This window comes from Streptococcus sanguinis (genome assembly GCF_019928825.1).
Classification (GTDB): domain Bacteria; phylum Bacillota; class Bacilli; order Lactobacillales; family Streptococcaceae; genus Streptococcus; species Streptococcus sanguinis_L.
In genome coordinates, this window is the sequence record NZ_JAHZOP010000007.1 from 1 (window position 1) to 16,340 (window position 16,340).

General features: G+C 43.8%; 14 protein-coding genes and 10 tRNA genes. 20 read left to right on the forward strand and 4 right to left on the reverse strand.

Going from position 1 to position 16,340, the window contains the following annotated elements; all coding sequences use genetic code 11:
* The first annotated feature begins 1 nt into the window (after window position 1).
* The 18 genes from K1J09_RS11310 to K1J09_RS11395 all read left to right on the forward strand — a co-directional run bounded on the left by K1J09_RS11310 (window position 2) and on the right by K1J09_RS11395 (window position 8,452).
* Window positions 2-75, forward strand: a tRNA-Ile gene (locus tag K1J09_RS11310).
* Window positions 76-91: 16 nt separating this feature from the next.
* Window positions 92-163 (forward strand) — tRNA-Glu (locus K1J09_RS11315).
* A 7-nt stretch (window positions 164-170) separates the two neighbouring features.
* Window positions 171-260: transfer RNA gene (locus K1J09_RS11320), tRNA-Ser, on the forward strand.
* Window positions 261-279: 19 nt separating this feature from the next.
* Window positions 280-353 (forward strand) — tRNA-Met (locus tag K1J09_RS11325).
* Window positions 354-358: 5 nt separating this feature from the next.
* Window positions 359-431 (forward strand) — tRNA-Phe (locus K1J09_RS11330).
* A 13-nt stretch (window positions 432-444) separates the two neighbouring features.
* A tRNA-Tyr gene (locus K1J09_RS11335) sits at window positions 445-525 on the forward strand.
* 8 nt (window positions 526-533) lie between these two features.
* Window positions 534-604: transfer RNA gene (locus K1J09_RS11340), tRNA-Trp, on the forward strand.
* A gap of 10 nt (window positions 605-614) precedes the next feature.
* Window positions 615-687 (forward strand) — tRNA-His (locus K1J09_RS11345).
* A gap of 13 nt (window positions 688-700) precedes the next feature.
* Window positions 701-772 (forward strand) — tRNA-Gln (locus K1J09_RS11350).
* A gap of 12 nt (window positions 773-784) precedes the next feature.
* Window positions 785-868, forward strand: a tRNA-Leu gene (locus tag K1J09_RS11355).
* A gap of 363 nt (window positions 869-1,231) precedes the next feature.
* Window positions 1,232-1,675 carry a zinc-dependent MarR family transcriptional regulator gene (locus K1J09_RS11360; RefSeq protein WP_126436015.1) on the forward strand — a complete coding sequence of 148 codons (444 nt, stop codon included), beginning with the start codon at window positions 1,232-1,234 and terminating at the stop codon, window positions 1,673-1,675.
* Window positions 1,672-2,382, forward strand: a complete 711-nt coding sequence (locus K1J09_RS11365) for a metal ABC transporter ATP-binding protein (protein WP_125331529.1) — start codon at window positions 1,672-1,674, stop codon at window positions 2,380-2,382. The genes K1J09_RS11360 and K1J09_RS11365 overlap by 4 nt, the downstream gene beginning before the upstream one ends.
* Window positions 2,375-3,181, forward strand: a complete 807-nt coding sequence (locus tag K1J09_RS11370) for a metal ABC transporter permease (RefSeq protein ID WP_125331527.1) — start codon at window positions 2,375-2,377, stop codon at window positions 3,179-3,181. The genes K1J09_RS11365 and K1J09_RS11370 overlap by 8 nt, the downstream gene beginning before the upstream one ends.
* 9 nt (window positions 3,182-3,190) lie before the next feature.
* Window positions 3,191-4,693 (forward strand): zinc ABC transporter substrate-binding protein AdcA, encoded by a 1,503-nt coding sequence (locus K1J09_RS11375; RefSeq protein WP_125331525.1) that lies wholly within the window; start codon window positions 3,191-3,193, stop codon window positions 4,691-4,693.
* Between the two features lie 147 nt (window positions 4,694-4,840).
* Window positions 4,841-5,272, forward strand: coding sequence for a CopY/TcrY family copper transport repressor (locus K1J09_RS11380; RefSeq protein WP_125331523.1), 432 nt, complete (start codon window positions 4,841-4,843; stop codon window positions 5,270-5,272).
* A 7-nt stretch (window positions 5,273-5,279) separates the two neighbouring features.
* A complete protein-coding gene (locus K1J09_RS11385) occupies window positions 5,280-7,541 on the forward strand; it encodes a heavy metal translocating P-type ATPase (RefSeq protein WP_223322818.1) in 2,262 nt (753 codons plus the stop codon).
* A 4-nt stretch (window positions 7,542-7,545) separates the two neighbouring features.
* Complete coding sequence (locus tag K1J09_RS11390; protein ID WP_125351726.1) at window positions 7,546-7,764, forward strand: heavy-metal-associated domain-containing protein; 219 nt, start codon at window positions 7,546-7,548, stop codon at window positions 7,762-7,764.
* An 85-nt stretch (window positions 7,765-7,849) separates the two neighbouring features.
* Entirely contained in the window at window positions 7,850-8,452 is a 603-nt protein-coding gene (locus tag K1J09_RS11395; RefSeq protein ID WP_164549616.1) for a DUF6287 domain-containing protein, read from the forward strand.
* Between the two features lie 142 nt (window positions 8,453-8,594).
* Here the strand turns inward: K1J09_RS11395 and K1J09_RS11400 are convergent, their stop codons facing one another.
* Both K1J09_RS11400 and K1J09_RS11405 read right to left on the reverse strand, forming a co-directional pair.
* Window positions 8,595-9,167: a TetR/AcrR family transcriptional regulator gene (locus tag K1J09_RS11400; protein WP_126436014.1), complete on the reverse strand. Its 573-nt coding sequence runs from the start codon at window positions 9,165-9,167 to the stop codon at window positions 8,595-8,597.
* Between the two features lie 205 nt (window positions 9,168-9,372).
* Window positions 9,373-9,975 carry a TetR/AcrR family transcriptional regulator gene (locus K1J09_RS11405; protein ID WP_002911051.1) on the reverse strand — a complete coding sequence of 201 codons (603 nt, stop codon included), beginning with the start codon at window positions 9,973-9,975 and terminating at the stop codon, window positions 9,373-9,375.
* Between the two features lie 355 nt (window positions 9,976-10,330).
* Here K1J09_RS11405 and K1J09_RS11410 point away from each other — a divergent pair, with 355 nt between their 5' ends.
* Together K1J09_RS11410 and K1J09_RS11415 are read left to right on the forward strand one after the other, a co-directional pair.
* Window positions 10,331-12,724, forward strand: coding sequence for an SIALI-17 repeat-containing surface protein (locus tag K1J09_RS11410; RefSeq protein WP_223322819.1), 2,394 nt, complete (start codon window positions 10,331-10,333; stop codon window positions 12,722-12,724).
* 177 nt (window positions 12,725-12,901) lie between these two features.
* Window positions 12,902-14,032, forward strand: coding sequence for an ABC transporter ATP-binding protein (locus K1J09_RS11415; protein ID WP_002896829.1), 1,131 nt, complete (start codon window positions 12,902-12,904; stop codon window positions 14,030-14,032).
* 79 nt (window positions 14,033-14,111) lie between these two features.
* Here the strand turns inward: K1J09_RS11415 and K1J09_RS11420 are convergent, their stop codons facing one another.
* Both K1J09_RS11420 and tyrS read right to left on the reverse strand, forming a co-directional pair.
* Window positions 14,112-14,960 (reverse strand): methyltransferase domain-containing protein, encoded by an 849-nt coding sequence (locus K1J09_RS11420; protein ID WP_223322821.1) that lies wholly within the window; start codon window positions 14,958-14,960, stop codon window positions 14,112-14,114.
* Window positions 14,961-15,064: 104 nt separating this feature from the next.
* Window positions 15,065-16,321: a tyrosine--tRNA ligase gene (tyrS, locus tag K1J09_RS11425; RefSeq protein WP_032912136.1), complete on the reverse strand. Its 1,257-nt coding sequence runs from the start codon at window positions 16,319-16,321 to the stop codon at window positions 15,065-15,067.
* Window positions 16,322-16,340: the final 19 nt, after the last annotated feature.

Sequence of the window (16,340 nt, forward strand, 5' to 3'; positions counted from 1 at the left end):
TGGGCGCGTAGCTCAGGTGGTTAGAGCGCACGCCTGATAAGCGTGAGGTCGGTGGTTCGAGTCCACTCGTGCCCATTTAAAATAGTATTATGGTCCGTTGGTCAAGGGGTTAAGACACCGCCTTTTCACGGCGGTAACACGGGTTCGAATCCCGTACGGACTATATATTCGGAGGATTACCCAAGTCCGGCTGAAGGGAACGGTCTTGAAAACCGTCAGGCGTGTAAAAGCGTGCGTGGGTTCGAATCCCACATCCTCCTTAGGGACGAATAGTATTGACGCGGGATGGAGCAGCTAGGTAGCTCGTCGGGCTCATAACCCGAAGGTCGTAGGTTCAAATCCTGCTCCCGCAATAGTTGGCTCGGTAGCTCAGTTGGTAGAGCAATGGATTGAAGCTCCATGTGTCGGCGGTTCGATTCCGTCTCGCGCCATAATTTAATAATAGGAAGGGTAGCGAAGAGGCTAAACGCGGCGGACTGTAAATCCGCTCCTTCGGGTTCGGGGGTTCGAATCCCTCCCCTTCCATAACCTTTACGGGCATAGTTTAAAGGTAGAACTAAGGTCTCCAAAACCTTCAGTGTGGGTTCAATTCCTACTGCCCGTGTTTAAATATGGCGGGTGTGGTGAAGTGGTTAACACACCAGATTGTGGCTCTGGCATGCGTGGGTTCGATCCCCATCACTCGCCTATTTAATATTATTGGGGTATAGCCAAGTGGTAAGGCAAGGGACTTTGACTCCCTCATGCGTTGGTTCGAATCCAGCTACCCCAGTTAAAAACTTGAGCCGGCGTGGCGGAATTGGCAGACGCGCTGGACTCAAAATCCAGTGTCCTCACGGACGTGCCGGTTCGACCCCGGCCGCCGGTATAGCTTAAGTTTAGCGAAGCTTTTTAGCTTCGTTTTTTGTTTTTTTTCTAGTATTTACTTGCAAGCTAAAGCGGAAGATTGAATTTTGATTTTGTTTGTAAATTTATACTCAATTAGTGTGATGGATATTGAAGACTTTTACTATTAAATGTCTTATAAAATCTGGAATGCTAAAAAGTCTCAACTTGGTTTGTTCCTTTTTATTCTCTGATTGTGTTTTTATTTAGGTCTTAAGAATCTAATTGTATGATTAAATATTTTTTGTGAAAAGCATCTGACCTTTACTGAAAATTCTTGACTCTTTTCTTTTTTGTGGTATAATTAACCAGTAAAGCTTTAACTGGTTAAGAGAAGGAGGAGGAAATGACTCATTTAGCAGAGAAGATCGATCAATTTTTAAATGAAGTTATTTTGAAAGCAGAAAATCAGCATGAGATTCTGATTGGTTCTTGCACGAGTGATGTGCCTTTAACCAATACGCAGGAGCATATTTTGATGCTTTTGTCTGAGGAATCTTTGACAAATTCTGATTTGGCAAAAAAACTGAATGTGAGTCAAGCTGCTGTAACCAAGGCTGTGAAATCTTTGGTTCGGCAAGAGATGCTGCAAGCTTTTAAAGATAAGAGAGATGCACGGGTTACCTTTTACCGTTTGACTGAGTTAGCTCAGCCGATTGCAAAGGAACATCAGCATCATCACACGCATACTTTGGCAACTTATCATAAAGTAGCAGAGCAGTTTTCTGATGCTGAACAAGCTGCAATTGCTAAGTTTTTGGATTCCTTAGTGGGAGAGATTGGGAAATGAGATATATCACAGTAGATAATCTTTCCTTTTACTATGACAAGGAGCCGGTGCTGGAGCATATTCATTATTTTCTAGACAGCGGTGAGTTTGTAACTTTGACAGGGGAAAATGGAGCTGCTAAGACGACGCTTATCAAGGCTAGTTTGGGTATTTTGCAGCCTAAGCATGGGGAAGTGAAGATTTCCAAGACTAATGTGCTAGGCAAGAAACTGCGGATTGCTTATCTACCTCAGCAGATTGCTAGTTTTAATGCAGGTTTTCCTAGTACGGTGTATGAGTTTGTCAAGTCGGGACGTTATCCGCGCAAGGGTTGGTTTCGTCGTTTGAATGAGCATGATGAGGAGCATATTAAGGTAAGTCTGGAGTCGGTTGGAATGTGGGAACATCGGGATAAGAGGATTGGTTCTCTCTCTGGCGGGCAAAAGCAGAGGGCTGTGATTGCTCGGATGTTTGCTTCGGATCCGGATATTTTTGTCCTAGATGAGCCGACAACAGGTATGGATACAGGCAGTAAGGATGAATTTTATAAGCTCATGCACCATAGTGCTCATCAGCATGGAAAAGCTGTCTTGATGATTACACACGATCCGGAAGAAGTTCGTAAATATGCCGACCGCAACATTCATCTGGTCCGTAATCAGGACTCGCCTTGGCGCTGTTTCAATGTGCATGAAAGCGACAATAGTCAGGAGGTGAGTCATGCTTAATCTATTTTCCTATGATTTTATGCAGCGAGCCTTCTTGGCAGTTATTGCCATGAGTCTCTTCTCACCGATTCTGGGGACCTTCCTGATTTTACGTAGGCAGAGCCTTATGAGTGACACCCTCAGTCACGTTTCATTGGCAGGTGTAGCTTTTGGTTTGGTTCTTGGACTATCGCCCACCCTCACAACGGTGTTTGTCGTCATTGTCGCAGCAGTCTTTTTAGAGTATCTGCGAACTATCTATAAGAATTTCATGGAAATCGGAACAGCCATTCTCATGTCAACCGGCTTAGCTATTTCCTTGATTGTTATGAGTAAGGGCAAGAGTTCTAGCTCAATAAGTCTGGACCAGTATCTGTTTGGCTCCATTGTGACTATCAGTAGGGAGCAGGTGATTTCGCTCTTTGTCATTGCGGCCGTCGTGCTTGTCTTGACCTTCCTCTTCATTCGCCCCATGTATATCTTGACCTTTGATGAGGATACGGCCTTTGTGGATGGGCTGCCTGTGCGGACCATGTCTATTCTCTTTAATATCGTGACGGGTGTTGCGATTGCCCTCATGATTCCAGCTGCGGGAGCCTTGCTGGTTTCGACCATCATGGTTTTGCCGGCTAGTATTGCCCTGCGGATTGGGAAAAATTTCAAGTCAGTTATTTTGCTGGCAAATGCCATCGGCTTCTTTGGTATGATTGCCGGACTTTATATTTCTTACTATGCAGAGACACCAGCTAGTGCTAGCATTACGATTATCTTTGTCAGCTTGTTCTTGCTGGTCAATCTGGTCAAAAAATTTATGAAATAGGAGCAGAAAATGAAAAAAATTAGCTTACTATTAGCAGGTTTACTGAGTATTTTCTTAGTAGCTTGTTCCAATCAAAAAAATGCAGACGGCAAGCTCAATATTGTCACGACTTTTTATCCGGTTTATGAGTTTACTAAGCAGGTGGCTGGAGATGAGGCCAATGTTGAACTTCTAATCGGGGCTGGTACAGAGCCGCATGATTATGAGCCTTCAGCTAAGGCAGTTGCGACGATTCAGGATGCAGATGCTTTTGTCTATGAAAATGAAAATATGGAGACTTGGGTTCCTGAACTGTTAAAAACTTTGAAAAATAAGGAAGAAACGGTTATCAAAGCAACAGGAGACATGCTCTTGCTGCCTGGTGGTGAAGAGGAAGAAGACCACGACCATGGGGAAGAGGGACATCATCATGCCTATGATCCTCATGTCTGGCTATCTCCGAAGCGGGCTATTAAAATGGTGGAGCACATCCGTGATAGCCTGAGCAAGTCTTATCCTGATAAGAAAGCTGCTTTTGAGAAAAATGCAGCGGCTTATATCAAGAAGCTGGAAGCCTTGGACAAGGAATATGAAGATGGTTTGGCTAATGCCAAGCAAAAAAGCTTTGTCACTCAGCACGCAGCCTTTAAGTATCTGGCATTGGACTATGGCTTGAAGCAGGTGCCAATTTCTGGACTTTCACCAGACAGTGAGCCATCCGCTTCGCGCTTGGCGGAATTGACTGAGTATATCAAGAAAAATAAAATCAAGTATATCTACTTTGAAGAGAATGCCTCTCAGGCTCTTGCTTCTACTCTGGCTAAGGAAACAGGGGTAGAACTTGATGTCTTGAATCCGTTGGAAAGCTTGACCGAAGAGCAGACCAAGGATGGAGCGGACTATATTTCTATCATGCAGGCCAATCTAAAGGCTCTCAAGAAGACAACTGACCAAGAGGGAGCAGAGATTGCAGCCGAGAAGGAAGAAGACGATAAGACAGTCCAAAACGGCTACTTTGAAGACAGTGCTGTCAAGGATCGGACCTTGTCTGACTATGCTGGCGAGTGGCAGTCTGTTTACCCTTATCTGAAGGACGGGACCTTGGACCAAGTCTTTGACTACAAGGCTAAGCTGACTGGGAAAATGACGGCAGCTGAATACAAGGACTACTATGACAAGGGCTACAAAACGGATGTTTCCAATATCAATATCACAGACAAGACTATGGAATTTGTGGTAGATGGAAAATCTAAGAAATATACTTATAAATACGTTGGTAAGCACACTCTGACTTACTCTAAGGGAAATCGAGGGGTACGCTTCATGTTTGAAGCGACAGACGAGGATGCTGGGGAGTACAAGTATGTTCAGTTTAGCGATCACAACATTGCACCAACTAAGGCAGCTCATTTCCATATCTTCTATGGCGGCGAAAGCCAGGAAGCACTCTTTGACGAGCTGGAAAACTGGCCAACCTACTATCCAAGTAAGTTGACAGGTCAAGAAATTGCCCAAGAGATGTTGGCGCATTAATATAAATAAAGTAAGAAGACGGGATTTTCCCGCCTTCTTTTTTCTATATCAGGAAATGATGATAAAAATACTTGACAAATTACGATTACAAATGTAAACTAATAAAGAGTTAGATTACAAATGTAAATGATAAGGGAGTGTTAAACAATGGAACAGCAAAATATTAGTCAAGCAGAATGGCAAGTGATGCGTGTGTTATGGGCCTATCCACACAGTCGCAGTACAGAGATTATAGCGCGGTTGGAAGCCGATTTTTCTTGGAAACCGGCAACCATCAAGACCCTTTTGAATCGTCTGAAGACCAAAGAATTTATCGCTATGGAAAAAATTGAGGGCAAGTTTTACTACGATGCTCGGATTTTAGAAGCGGACCATCTGGAAAGTACTTGGCAGGCTCTTTTTGACAATATCTGTAATACTAAACACGGTGACCTTTTGATTTCGATGATTGAGAGAAGTCAGTTCAGTCAAGGGGACTTGGAGCGGCTCAGCCAGGTCATTGATAAGAAAAGAGCCTCGGCACCATTGGAAATCAAATGCGACTGCCCGCAAGGTCAGTGTCGTTGTGGTCACAGATAAGGAGAATATGATGGAAAAAAAAGAATACAAACTCTCAGGAATGACCTGTGCATCTTGTGCTATGACAGTTGAGATGGCGGTCAAAGATTTAGAAACGGTTGAGGATGTCAGTGTCAATCTGGCGACAGAACGTCTCAGTTTGCTTCCTAAGGCGGGATTTGACAGCCAGCAAGTGCTGGCTGCTGTAGCCGAGGCTGGTTATCAGGCAGAAGAAAAAGGAAAAGACCGACCGTCCGATGTGAGCGAAGAGGCTGCAATGAAAGCGCAGGAATTGCGAAGGAAGAAGCAAGAATTACTAATTCTTTTGGTTACAGCTCTGCCTTTGCTTTATATCTCTATGGGCAGTATGGTCGGTCTTCCTCTACCTAGCTTTTTGGACCATATGGCGCATCCCTTGGTCTTCGTTCTGTCACAACTTCTTTTGACTCTGCCTGCTGTGTGGATTGGGCGCGGCTTCTATCAGAGAGGATTTCGCAATCTTATCAAGCGACATCCCAATATGGATAGTCTGATTGCAGTGGGAACCAGCGCAGCATTTTTCTACAGTCTCTACTCGGTCAGTCAGGTTTTTCTAGGTTATCATGCCTTTGTTCATCAACTCTATTTTGAGTCGGTTGCAGTGATTATTGCCTTGGTTCTTCTGGGTAAATATCTGGAAAGTTCAGCTAAGGGGAGAACGTCTCAGGCAATTCAGTCTCTGCTTGAGCTAGTGCCTAGTCAGGCGACAGTGATTCGCTATGGAGAGGCTGTGACCATTGATACGGAGGATATCCGAGTTGGAGACATTATCCGTATCAAGCCAGGGGAGCGTATGCCTGTAGATGGCCTTGTGACAGAGGGCCAGACCTTTGTGGATGAGTCCATGATGACTGGTGAAAGTGTCCCGATTGAAAAGAAAGTTGGCGACACTATTACCAGTGCCACAATCAATCAAAATGGTAGTATTGATTACCAAGCAACTAGGGTGGGTTCGGATACGACCTTAGCTCAGATTGTTAGATTAGTGGAGGAAGCGCAAGGGTCTAAGGCTCCAATAGCGGCTTTGGCCGATAAGATTTCGCTCTATTTTGTCCCAATCGTGCTGAGCTTGGCTACTTTGTCCGCGCTTGGCTGGTATTTTCTGGATGGTGAGAGTCTTAGCTTTTCTCTGTCAATCTTTATCGCAGTTCTGGTCATTGCCTGCCCTTGTGCGCTGGGGTTAGCTACTCCGACAGCCATCATGGTCGGGACTGGTAAAGGAGCTGAAAATGGGATTCTGATTAAGTCTGGGCAAGCTTTGGAAGCAGCTTATCAGCTGGATACTATTGTTCTTGATAAGACGGGGACGATTACGGTTGGTAAGCCCAGTCTGACGGATTTGTTACCTTTGAGCGATTTTAATCGCTCTGACTTATTGCAGCTAATAGCCAGTGCTGAGCAGCATTCTGAGCATCCTTTGGCTCAGGCTATCTTAGAAGCAGCTGAAGAGGAGGGGCTTGACTTACTGCCTGTCAGTCATTTTGAGGCTATGGTTGGACGAGGCTTATCCGCTCAGGTTGAGGGCAGACAGCTTCTGGTGGGAAATGAGTCATTGATGAAAGACAAGAACATTGACAGCAGTGTCTTTCAAGAACAGTTGTTGGAGCTTTCCCAAGAAGGGAAGACAGCCATGTTTGTCGCAGTAGATGGACAGCTAGCTGGTATTTTAGCGGTAGCAGATGAGATGAAGTCTAGCAGCCTGAAGGCAGTGCAGGAGCTCCAGTCTATGGGGCTGGAAGTCATCATGCTGACAGGAGATCGTGAAGAAACAGCGACAGCTATTGCCCAGAAAGCTGGCATCCAAAAAGTCATCGCAGGTGTATTGCCAGATGGGAAGGCCGCTGCTATCAAGAACTTACAGGAAGCTGGGAAAAAACTGGCTATGGTAGGAGACGGTATCAATGATGCGCCGGCTCTGGTCCAGGCCGATGTTGGAATTGCCATCGGCTCTGGCGCCGATGTGGCTATTGAGTCAGCAGATGTAGTGCTCATGCATAGTGATTTGCAGGATGTAGTCAAGGCTATCAAGCTCAGCCAAGCGACCATCCGTAATATCAAGGAAAATCTCTTCTGGGCTTTTGCCTACAATACACTAGGTATTCCGATTGCTATGGGGCTATTGCATCTTTTCGGCGGTCCCTTGCTCAATCCTATGCTAGCTGGTCTAGCCATGAGCTTGAGCTCAGTGTCGGTTGTCGTCAATGCTCTGCGTCTAGGACGCTTTAAAATGAAGAAATATACGGAGGAATGAATCTATGAAACAAACAATTCAGTTAGAAAATTTATCTTGTCAAAATTGTGTCAAACACGTCACCCAGCACTTCCTGTCTATGGAGGGAGTGTCAGATGTGGTTGTGGACTTAGAACAGCAGACAGCCCAAGTCACGACTGATAAGCCTTACGGTGCATCTGATTATGAAGCAGCTCTGGCAAAGACAATCTACAGGGTTCTGGATGTGGCAGAAGCTGAGTGAATAAAGTCAGTAGCTTTGCGCCTGCCCAGTTGCTAGAATTCTTCTTGTAAAAAGCGATAAAATAATCTATAATGTTACTAATCACATGATTTATCTTACCGTGAGAAAGAGGAGAAAAATGAAGAAAAAAGCTTTACCTTTTTTACTAGCAGGAGCTGCTTTATTAGCAATGACAGCTTGCTCAAACGGCAGTGCTACGAATCAATCAGAGACGCCTACTAGCAGTACTGGCTCAGTAACAAGTTCTGTGGAGCAGGTATCCAGTCAATCAACTGTGTCAGCATCTTCAGCGGCTAGCAGCACTAGCTCAGAGAGTGCAAGCACAGAAAAAAACAAGGAAAAGAAGGAAGCGATGGACATTTCAGCACTTGCAAATGGCAATTATGCCAGCGTTAAAGGAACCTGGCAGGATGCTTCTGGCAACCAGCTTGTTTTTGATGACAAGGGCTTGGTTTCAAGTGTTTATGAATTGTATGGAGCTTCTCTGACAGACTATGGCACTGCTGCTGGCGGTGTCTACGGCGGAGAAAGCGGAGGTTTTCTGATTGAGTTTCTTCCTAAGGGAGTTAAGGTCGCAGACAAGGAAAACTTTACAGACAACTCCGATGCTGGCCAAGATAGAATCTGGACAGGGGTTGGCCTGAATAGCTTTGACGAGCAAGGCAACTTCTATTATCGGGTAGATTAAACGAAGCTTGGCTTTTGATGTTAAAATCTATATAGTTGATGAGAGCAGAAAAACATCTGCTCTTTTTTCTTTTGTAAAGTAAGAAATTTTACCGACAAAAAAGCCTGCCTAAATTAGGCAGGTTTTATAGCTTTTAGTTGAATTAGGACTCACTATGAGGTGTTATAAACTGATCCATAGGGGTTGAAATCACATTCAGGAAGAGCTTGGCGAAATCCTCTGCAGGCATAGGTTTTTCTTTGATAATCCAGATCTCAATGAGGGAGTTAATCCATCTAACAACAATTTCCGTAGCCATTTCTTTTGGAATTCCCAACTTTTTAGAGTCAATTTCTAAATTTTGTACGACCCACTGAGTGAAGAAGGTAGATAGATAGTCACTCCAGAAAGGATCGATAGCTGTAGTGTAGAGCACCTTCATCCATTTCCTATGTTCATAGAGGGTAGGAATCATATGCTTGGCAAAGAAGCAGAATGGATTTTCTCCATTTCCTTCTTCGTAGCTTTCATACAGGGGCAAAAACGGAGTCATAATTGTCTGGCGGATGTATTGGATAATATCTTCAACATTACTAAAATGCTTTTTATAGATAGCCTGGCGCGATAGACCGGCTTGTTTAGCAATCTCTGAAAAAGTAAAATAAGACTTTTCAGGATTTTGCTCTGCCAGCTCAATTAAGGCATTGACGACTTTGTCTCGAGTATCTTGGGGCATAAGTACCTTCCTTCTTTTTTATTAATTTCTTGCTGGTATGTCTAAAAAAATAGAGCAGACTCCAACAAAGCAGTTTACCATTTGTCAACTAAAATAATAACACTTTATAGAGAAAATGTCCAATTATTTTTAAAATTTAATATAAAAAACCAGTCTTCCCTTACAAGGACCGGTTCTGTCATTTCTCTGTTTTTCTTCTGGTTGGCTATGCGATAACAATTTTGTTTGAAGGACCAGCTGGACTATCATAAGCAGCAAAGCTGGTTAGGGGTGAAGATACAAGGTTGAGAAATGTCTTAGAAAACTGCTTGCAAGGAACGGGGTCATCCTGAGTGATCCAATTCTCGATAAGAGAACTAATCCAGCCGGCCAGCAGTTGATTGGCCAGGTCTTCAGGAATACCTAATTTTTGGTGGTCAAGATTTAGATTCTGCTCGATCCAGTCCTTGTAACTGGCAGTAATAAAATCGCTCCACAGGGGATCGACAGAACTAGTATATAATATTTTAATGCGTTGGCGTTGCTCATAAATAGCGGGAAGAATCGTTTGAGCCAAAAAGGTGAAAGGATCTAAGTCTGCTTCAGCATTGTTGCTATTCCAGTTTGGGGCAAAGGCTTGCTTTACCATATCTTGGCGAATGTATTCGATAATTTCAGTAGTGTTATTAAAGTGTCGTTTGTAAATAGCCTGTCTGGACAAGCCGGCTTCTTTAGCGATTTCTGTAAAGGTAAAGCGCGGCCTGTCTGGCTGTTTATCTGCTAATTCAAAAAATGCATCCAAAATCCTATCTCGTGTATTAAGAGCCATAATTTTATCCCTCCTATACCATTTTACTTTTTCTGTCTGAAATAAGCTAGAAAATAGCCCAGAATTTTTACTAAAAAAGTTTACACATTGTTAAATGGGAAAATTTTTAGTTTAATTTCTGGACATCTTGTCTATTTAAAAACTGGACGATTTCACAAAAATGTACATAAATCAAGCCGATAATTCTTTTATTTTAAAAAGTTAATATGATAAAATAATAAAAAATCTTATCAGAAGTCAAATAGAAAGTGTAGTTTAAAGATTACCTAATCTGAAAGATTTATGGGAGGTTTGACTGGACTTTTTATTAAGGGTTACTGATCAGAATAATAAAATATGTTCAGAGGAGAATAAAATGAAAAGAACAGAAAAAGTTTTGCGATATTCTATTCGGAAGTCAGTTTTAGGTGTTGGTTCAGTCCTTATTTGTGCTCTGTTTTTAGGTTACAGTATGGTGGCGGCAGATGAGGAGCAGCCAGTGGCAAATGCAGTAGAGACTTCGGCCGCTGCATCGCCAGTAAATCAGGATTTGACAACGGTCAGGGAGGCTGCTAATACAGAAGTAGGCACGTTTCTGGCTGAGAAAGTGACAGATCTTGGGAATAATCCAAATTTGTCAGCTGAGGAGCTTGCAGCAGCTAAGGAGGAAGTCAATCAAACAGCTGCAAAGGCTCAGAATGAAATTGCTGCAGCTGAGGATAAAGAAAGGATTGATCAAGCTAAGGAAGATGGATTGGCAGACATCAACTCTATCAATCCAGTCGGCAAAGATTTGCTTCTAGATGAAATCCAAAATGGAAAAGCAGAGTTTGATAAACTTGTAGATAGTAGCGATTTACTGCCTGAGGAGCAAAAGAAAAGCTTCCAAGAGTCTGTAAGGAAGAAGGCTGCAGAAGCAGAGGATGCAATTCAGAAATTAGATGTTAATGCAACAACAGCAGAGCAGGCGGAAGTGATTCAAGAGCAGGCAGTAACCGAGGAAGATAAGTTTTTCAAATTTATAGCAAGTTCAACCGTAGATTTCACTCTGGCTGCCAAATTAGCTGACTTGGAAGCAAATCCTAATCTTTCAGAAGCAGAAAAGAAAGCAGTTAGAGGCGAGATAGAGCAGGTGGTGGAAGCGGCCAAGAAGGCTATTGAAGGAGCAGATTCTCAGGAAGTCTATGACCGGGCAAAAGAAACAGCCATAGCCCACTTAGCTAAGATTCACCCCATTGGCAAAGAGCAGTTCTTAAAAGAAATTCAGGAAGAAAAAACAGCTACTATAGAGGCTGTTGAGAAGAGTCAAAGTCTTTCTGCTGAGGAAAAAACTGCAGCTAAAAAGAAAATTGAAGATGCAGCAGCCATAGCTCAAAAAGCAATTGCAGCTTATAATGCTTGGGTTGAAAGTCCTGATGATGCCGAAAAAATTCAAGAACAGGTAGCGGCAGAGAAGCAAGGTTTGCTGAAAGTTACGACTGGGCTGAAACTAGATCTTGCTCTGTCTGATAAGCTAGCAGACTTACGGAGCAACCCGAATCTGTCAGAGGCAGAACAGGCTACGGCTAAAGCTGAAGCGGAAGCAACACTAGCAGATGCGAAAACGGCGCTTGAAAAGGCTGATACCGAAGAGGAACTAGAGAGAATTGAGGAAGCTGGAATTGCTAGCTTGGACACGATTCATCCAGTTGGCAAAGACTTGGTTTTAGATGAGCTTGAAGAAGAAGTCGACAAACAGATTGAAGCGATTGAACATCACCAAACACTTTCAGAACTCGATAAAAAGCAAGCTAAAGAAAAGATTCGAGCAGTATTAAAGACGGTGACAGATGCGATTGCGCAGCTAGATGATAGTGTAGACAGTGCTGAAAAAGCAGAGAAGCTGCAGGAACAGATTGCTGCTGAGCAGACAAAAGCTCTTGAAAATCTAGAAGCGATTGTCAAGAATGCTGCTAAAGCTGAGACAGCTTCTTCTATTCCAAGTGATTCACCACAGGAAGCTGGGCAAGAATTTAGTGGAGGAGTTAGCGACTCTGAACCAGCAACGGCAACGGCGTCGGAATATGATTTGTCTAGCCATGAAGTTGGAACTCATCCCGATACAGCTCCGCAGTCTTCAGTACAACCAGAATTCAGTGGAAATGTTAATGATTCAGAAGCACCAACAGCAACACGGCCTGAATTTAGTGGAGGGGTCAGTGATTCTGAACCGACAACAGCGACAGAGTCAGAGTATGATTTATCTAGCCATGAAGTTGGAACTCATCCTGATACAGCTCCGCAGGCGTCTGCACAAGCAGAATTCAGTGGCAATGTTAGTGATTCAGAGGCGGCAACAGTAACACGGCCTGAATTTACAGGAGGCGTCAATGATTCAGAGCCAACTATGACAGAAAATAACACCTATGATGCTGGCGTTCAGCCATCAGTCAGGAGTGCACATCCAGACAGCGCTCCTCAAATGGCGGCTCTTCCGGAATTTACTGGCGGTGTCAATGCTACTGACGCGGCAGTAGCTGATGCTTTACCTGCTTACCAAGTAACTAGCGGTATTTTGCCAGCAGTTGATGAGGCCAAATCAGTACAAGAGCAGTCTTCATTAGCTAAGGTCACCCAGCCAGCTCAGCTTAAAAACAAGGAAGGTAAGAGTGGTGCGTCAGTCTTGCCGCATACGGGTCAAGCTTCTAATGCTCTTCTCACAGTTGCAGGAGTTATCAGCGCTTTAGGCGTAGCTGGATTGTCATTCCGTAGTAGAAAAAAAGAAGAATAAGTTTTAAAGAGGCCACTTGGTCTCTTTTCTGATGGAGAAAATTTTCAAAAATTATGCAAACGTTTTACTAAAAGTGCTTGAAAAAGTCAAAAAAAAACGATATAATGGACAATGTGAAAGCGCTTTGCAAACGAGAGCTTAAAAGAAAATATTTTTATTCAAAAGAAGGGGCTTATTATGGTCGAATTAAATCTGAAAAATATCTATAAAAAATATCCCAACAGCGACCACTACTCAGTGGAAGACTTCAATCTTGATATTAAGGACAAGGAATTTATCGTTTTTGTCGGTCCGTCCGGTTGCGGGAAATCAACTACGCTGCGTATGATTGCAGGTCTTGAAGACATCACCGAAGGAACTGCCTCTATTGACGGTACAGTGGTTAATGATGTGGCACCAAAAGACCGTGACATCGCTATGGTCTTCCAGAACTATGCCCTTTATCCGCACATGACTGTCTACGACAACATGGCTTTTGGCCTCAAGCTGCGCAAGTACAGCAAGGAAGATATTGACAAACGGGTCAATGAAGCAGCAGAAATCCTAGGCTTGAAGGAATTCTTGCAGCGTAAGCCAGCTGATTTGTCTGGTGGTCAGCGTCAGCGGGTAGCAATGGGACGCGCTATCGTTCGTGATGCAAAGGTTTTCCTTATGGATGAGCCTCTGTCTAACTTGGATGCTAAGTTGCGTGTTTCTATGCGGGCGGAGATTGCCAAGATTCACCGCCGTATTGGGGCAACAACTATCTATGTCACCCATGACCAGACTGAAGCTATGACCTTGGCGGATCGTATCGTTATCATGTCAGCGACCAAGAATCCTGCTGGAACTGGAACGATTGGACGAGTGGAACAGATTGGTACACCGCAGGAAGTCTATAACAACCCAGTTAATAAGTTCGTTGCCGGCTTCATCGGTAGCCCAGCTATGAACTTTATCCCAGTTAAACTTGAAGGGAATGAGATTGTCGCAGAAGGGCTGCGCTTGACTGTGCCAGAAGGAGCTCTCAAGGTTCTGCGGGAGAAAGGTTACGAGGGCAAGGAGCTGATCTTCGGTATTCGTCCGGAAGATATCAATGCGGAAGCTGCTTTCTTGGAAACTTTCCCGAATTCAGTTGTGCATGCTAAAATTTCTGTTTCAGAATTACTGGGAGCAGAGTCTCATCTCTATTGCCAAGTGGGTTCTAGTGAGTTTGTGGCGCGTGTGGATTCACGCGATTACCTAGAAACTGGTGCAGGAATTGACCTAGGTTTTGACCTCAATAAAGCGCACTTCTTTGATCCAGAGACAGAGAAGACGGTCTATTAATCAGTAGATAAATAACGCAGACAGTCCTGTCTGCGTTTTTAAAATGGCTGTTATAACAGCGTTTTTTACTGAAAGGTGATCAGATTTTTTCTTCTTTTAGTTTTCCGATAAGAATCTCAGCTGAAATGGTGGCATGTGTAAGCTGCTCCCAATTGATTAGATTTTTTTCAACATGAAAGAGTAAAGGAGTCATCTGCAGTAGGGCAGTTTTCTCCTTAGAATGCAGGGCATGTGTGGATTCTACGGTTTTTCTGGATAGAATCGTAAAGTGCTTCTGGAAGTGCTGGATGATATCTTGATTAGAATAATCTTTCTTGTCCAGATATTGAGTAGCTTTTTGACGAATTTCTTTCAGATGACTTTCTGTCGGGATGACTTTAATGATAAGCCCCTCTTTTTTCAATACTCGTTGAAATTCATGATAGTTAGCTGGTGAGAAGATGTCCAGTAAGACATCCATGCTTTGATCCTGAACGGGTAAGTGTGCCAAATCCCCGACGAACCATTTTACAGCAAGGCTCTGATCACTTTTGGCAGCTAGTTGGATAGAATCTTTGGATAGATCAAAAGCGTAAATTTCTTTGTTGGGGAATTTTTCCTGAATTTTTCGAGCATAGTAGCCCTCTCCGCAAGCGACGTCCAGAATGGTCTGTTCTTCAGGCAGAGTCTGCAGCAGATCCTGCAACTCGTCTAGGACATGCTGATAAAAGCCGGCTTCCAAGATGACTTGCCTATTTTGAAAGCTTGTTTTGTCATAGTCTTTAGCTTGTCTAGCCTGAGGAGCTAGATTGACATAACCGAATTTGGAGATATCGTAGGAATGGCGATTGGCGCACTTGAGGCTGTTTTCTTCCATAGCCAAACTTTGCTGGCAGAGTGGACAGGCCAGAGCCGGAGCTTGGGCAAATCGGGCAAGTTTTGGTTTCATGAGAACTCTCTTTCTATCTGTTTTTATAAAGTTGAATGTCCTTTCCTTCGTAAGACATAGAAAAGACATAGAAAAATCCGATTCAGGTAATCGGATTTTTATCTTTAGTAGGTAAGGACAAAGTATTTCTTTTTACCACGGCGGATAACTGTCAGCTCGTCTTCCAGTTTATCTGAGTCGCTGAGAACATAGTCTAAATCTTGGATGCGCTCACCATTGAGGTAGATAGCGCCGTTTTGGACGTCTTCGCGGGCTTGACGTTTTGAGTTTACCACGCCGGCTGTCACAAGCAGTTCTACAATATTGAGGTTGTCTTCTACCTGGACCTGATAGTTAGGCACGCCGCGCAGACCTTGTTTGAGTTCCTTGACAGATAGGTTTTTAATATTTCCAGCAAAGAGCTGCTCAGTGATGTTGAGGGCTTCCTGGTAAGCTTCTTGACCGTGAACCAGACTGACCACTTCGCGAGCTAGGACTTTCTGAGCCAAGCGTTCGTGTGGTGCTGCTTCAAACTGCTGACGAATTTCTTCAATCTCATCCAAGGACAGGAAGGTGAAGATTTTCAGGAAGCGGATAGCATCTGCGTCCATGACATTCATCCAGAATTGATACATTTCGTAAGGAGAAGTCTTGTCAGGATTGAGCCAGACAGCATTACCTTCTGACTTACCAAATTTTTTGCCAGTAGCATCGGTAATGAGCGGAACGGTCATCACATGGCCAGTCTTGTCAGCCTTGCGGCGCAGGAGTTCTGTACCTGCTGTCATATTACCCCACTGGTCAGAACCACCGATTTGTAGGGTTACGCCGTGGTTTTGATTTAGGATATAGAAGTCATATCCTTGCATGATCTGGTAGGCGAATTCTGTATAGGAAATCCCTGTCTCAATCCGGCTCTTGACAGAATCTTTACTCATCATGTAGTTGACAGTGAAGTATTTGCCGACATCGCGCAGAAAGTCGATAAAGCTGATGCTGCTGAACCAGTCATAGTTATTGACCATTTCGGCCTTATTATCACCTTTTTCAAAGTCCAGAAAACGAGAAAGCTGATTTTGGATAGATTTTACCCAGCCTTCCACGGTTTCCTTGGTTTGGAGACTGCGCTCAGCATCCTTAAAAGATGGATCGCCAATCAATCCAGTTGCTCCTCCAACCAGAGCGTAGGGTTTGTGTCCGGCTAGTTGCAGGCGGCGGCTAGTCAGAATGGCTACCAAGTGGCCTAGGTGCAGGCTGTCCGCGGTTGGGTCGTATCCGGTATAATAAGAGACTTGTCCTTCTTCTAAGGCCTTGCGTAAAGCTGCTTCATCAGTGGTTTGGAATACCAAGCCACGTTCTTTTAGCTCATCAAAAATGTGCATCATGTCTCTCCTATTCTAA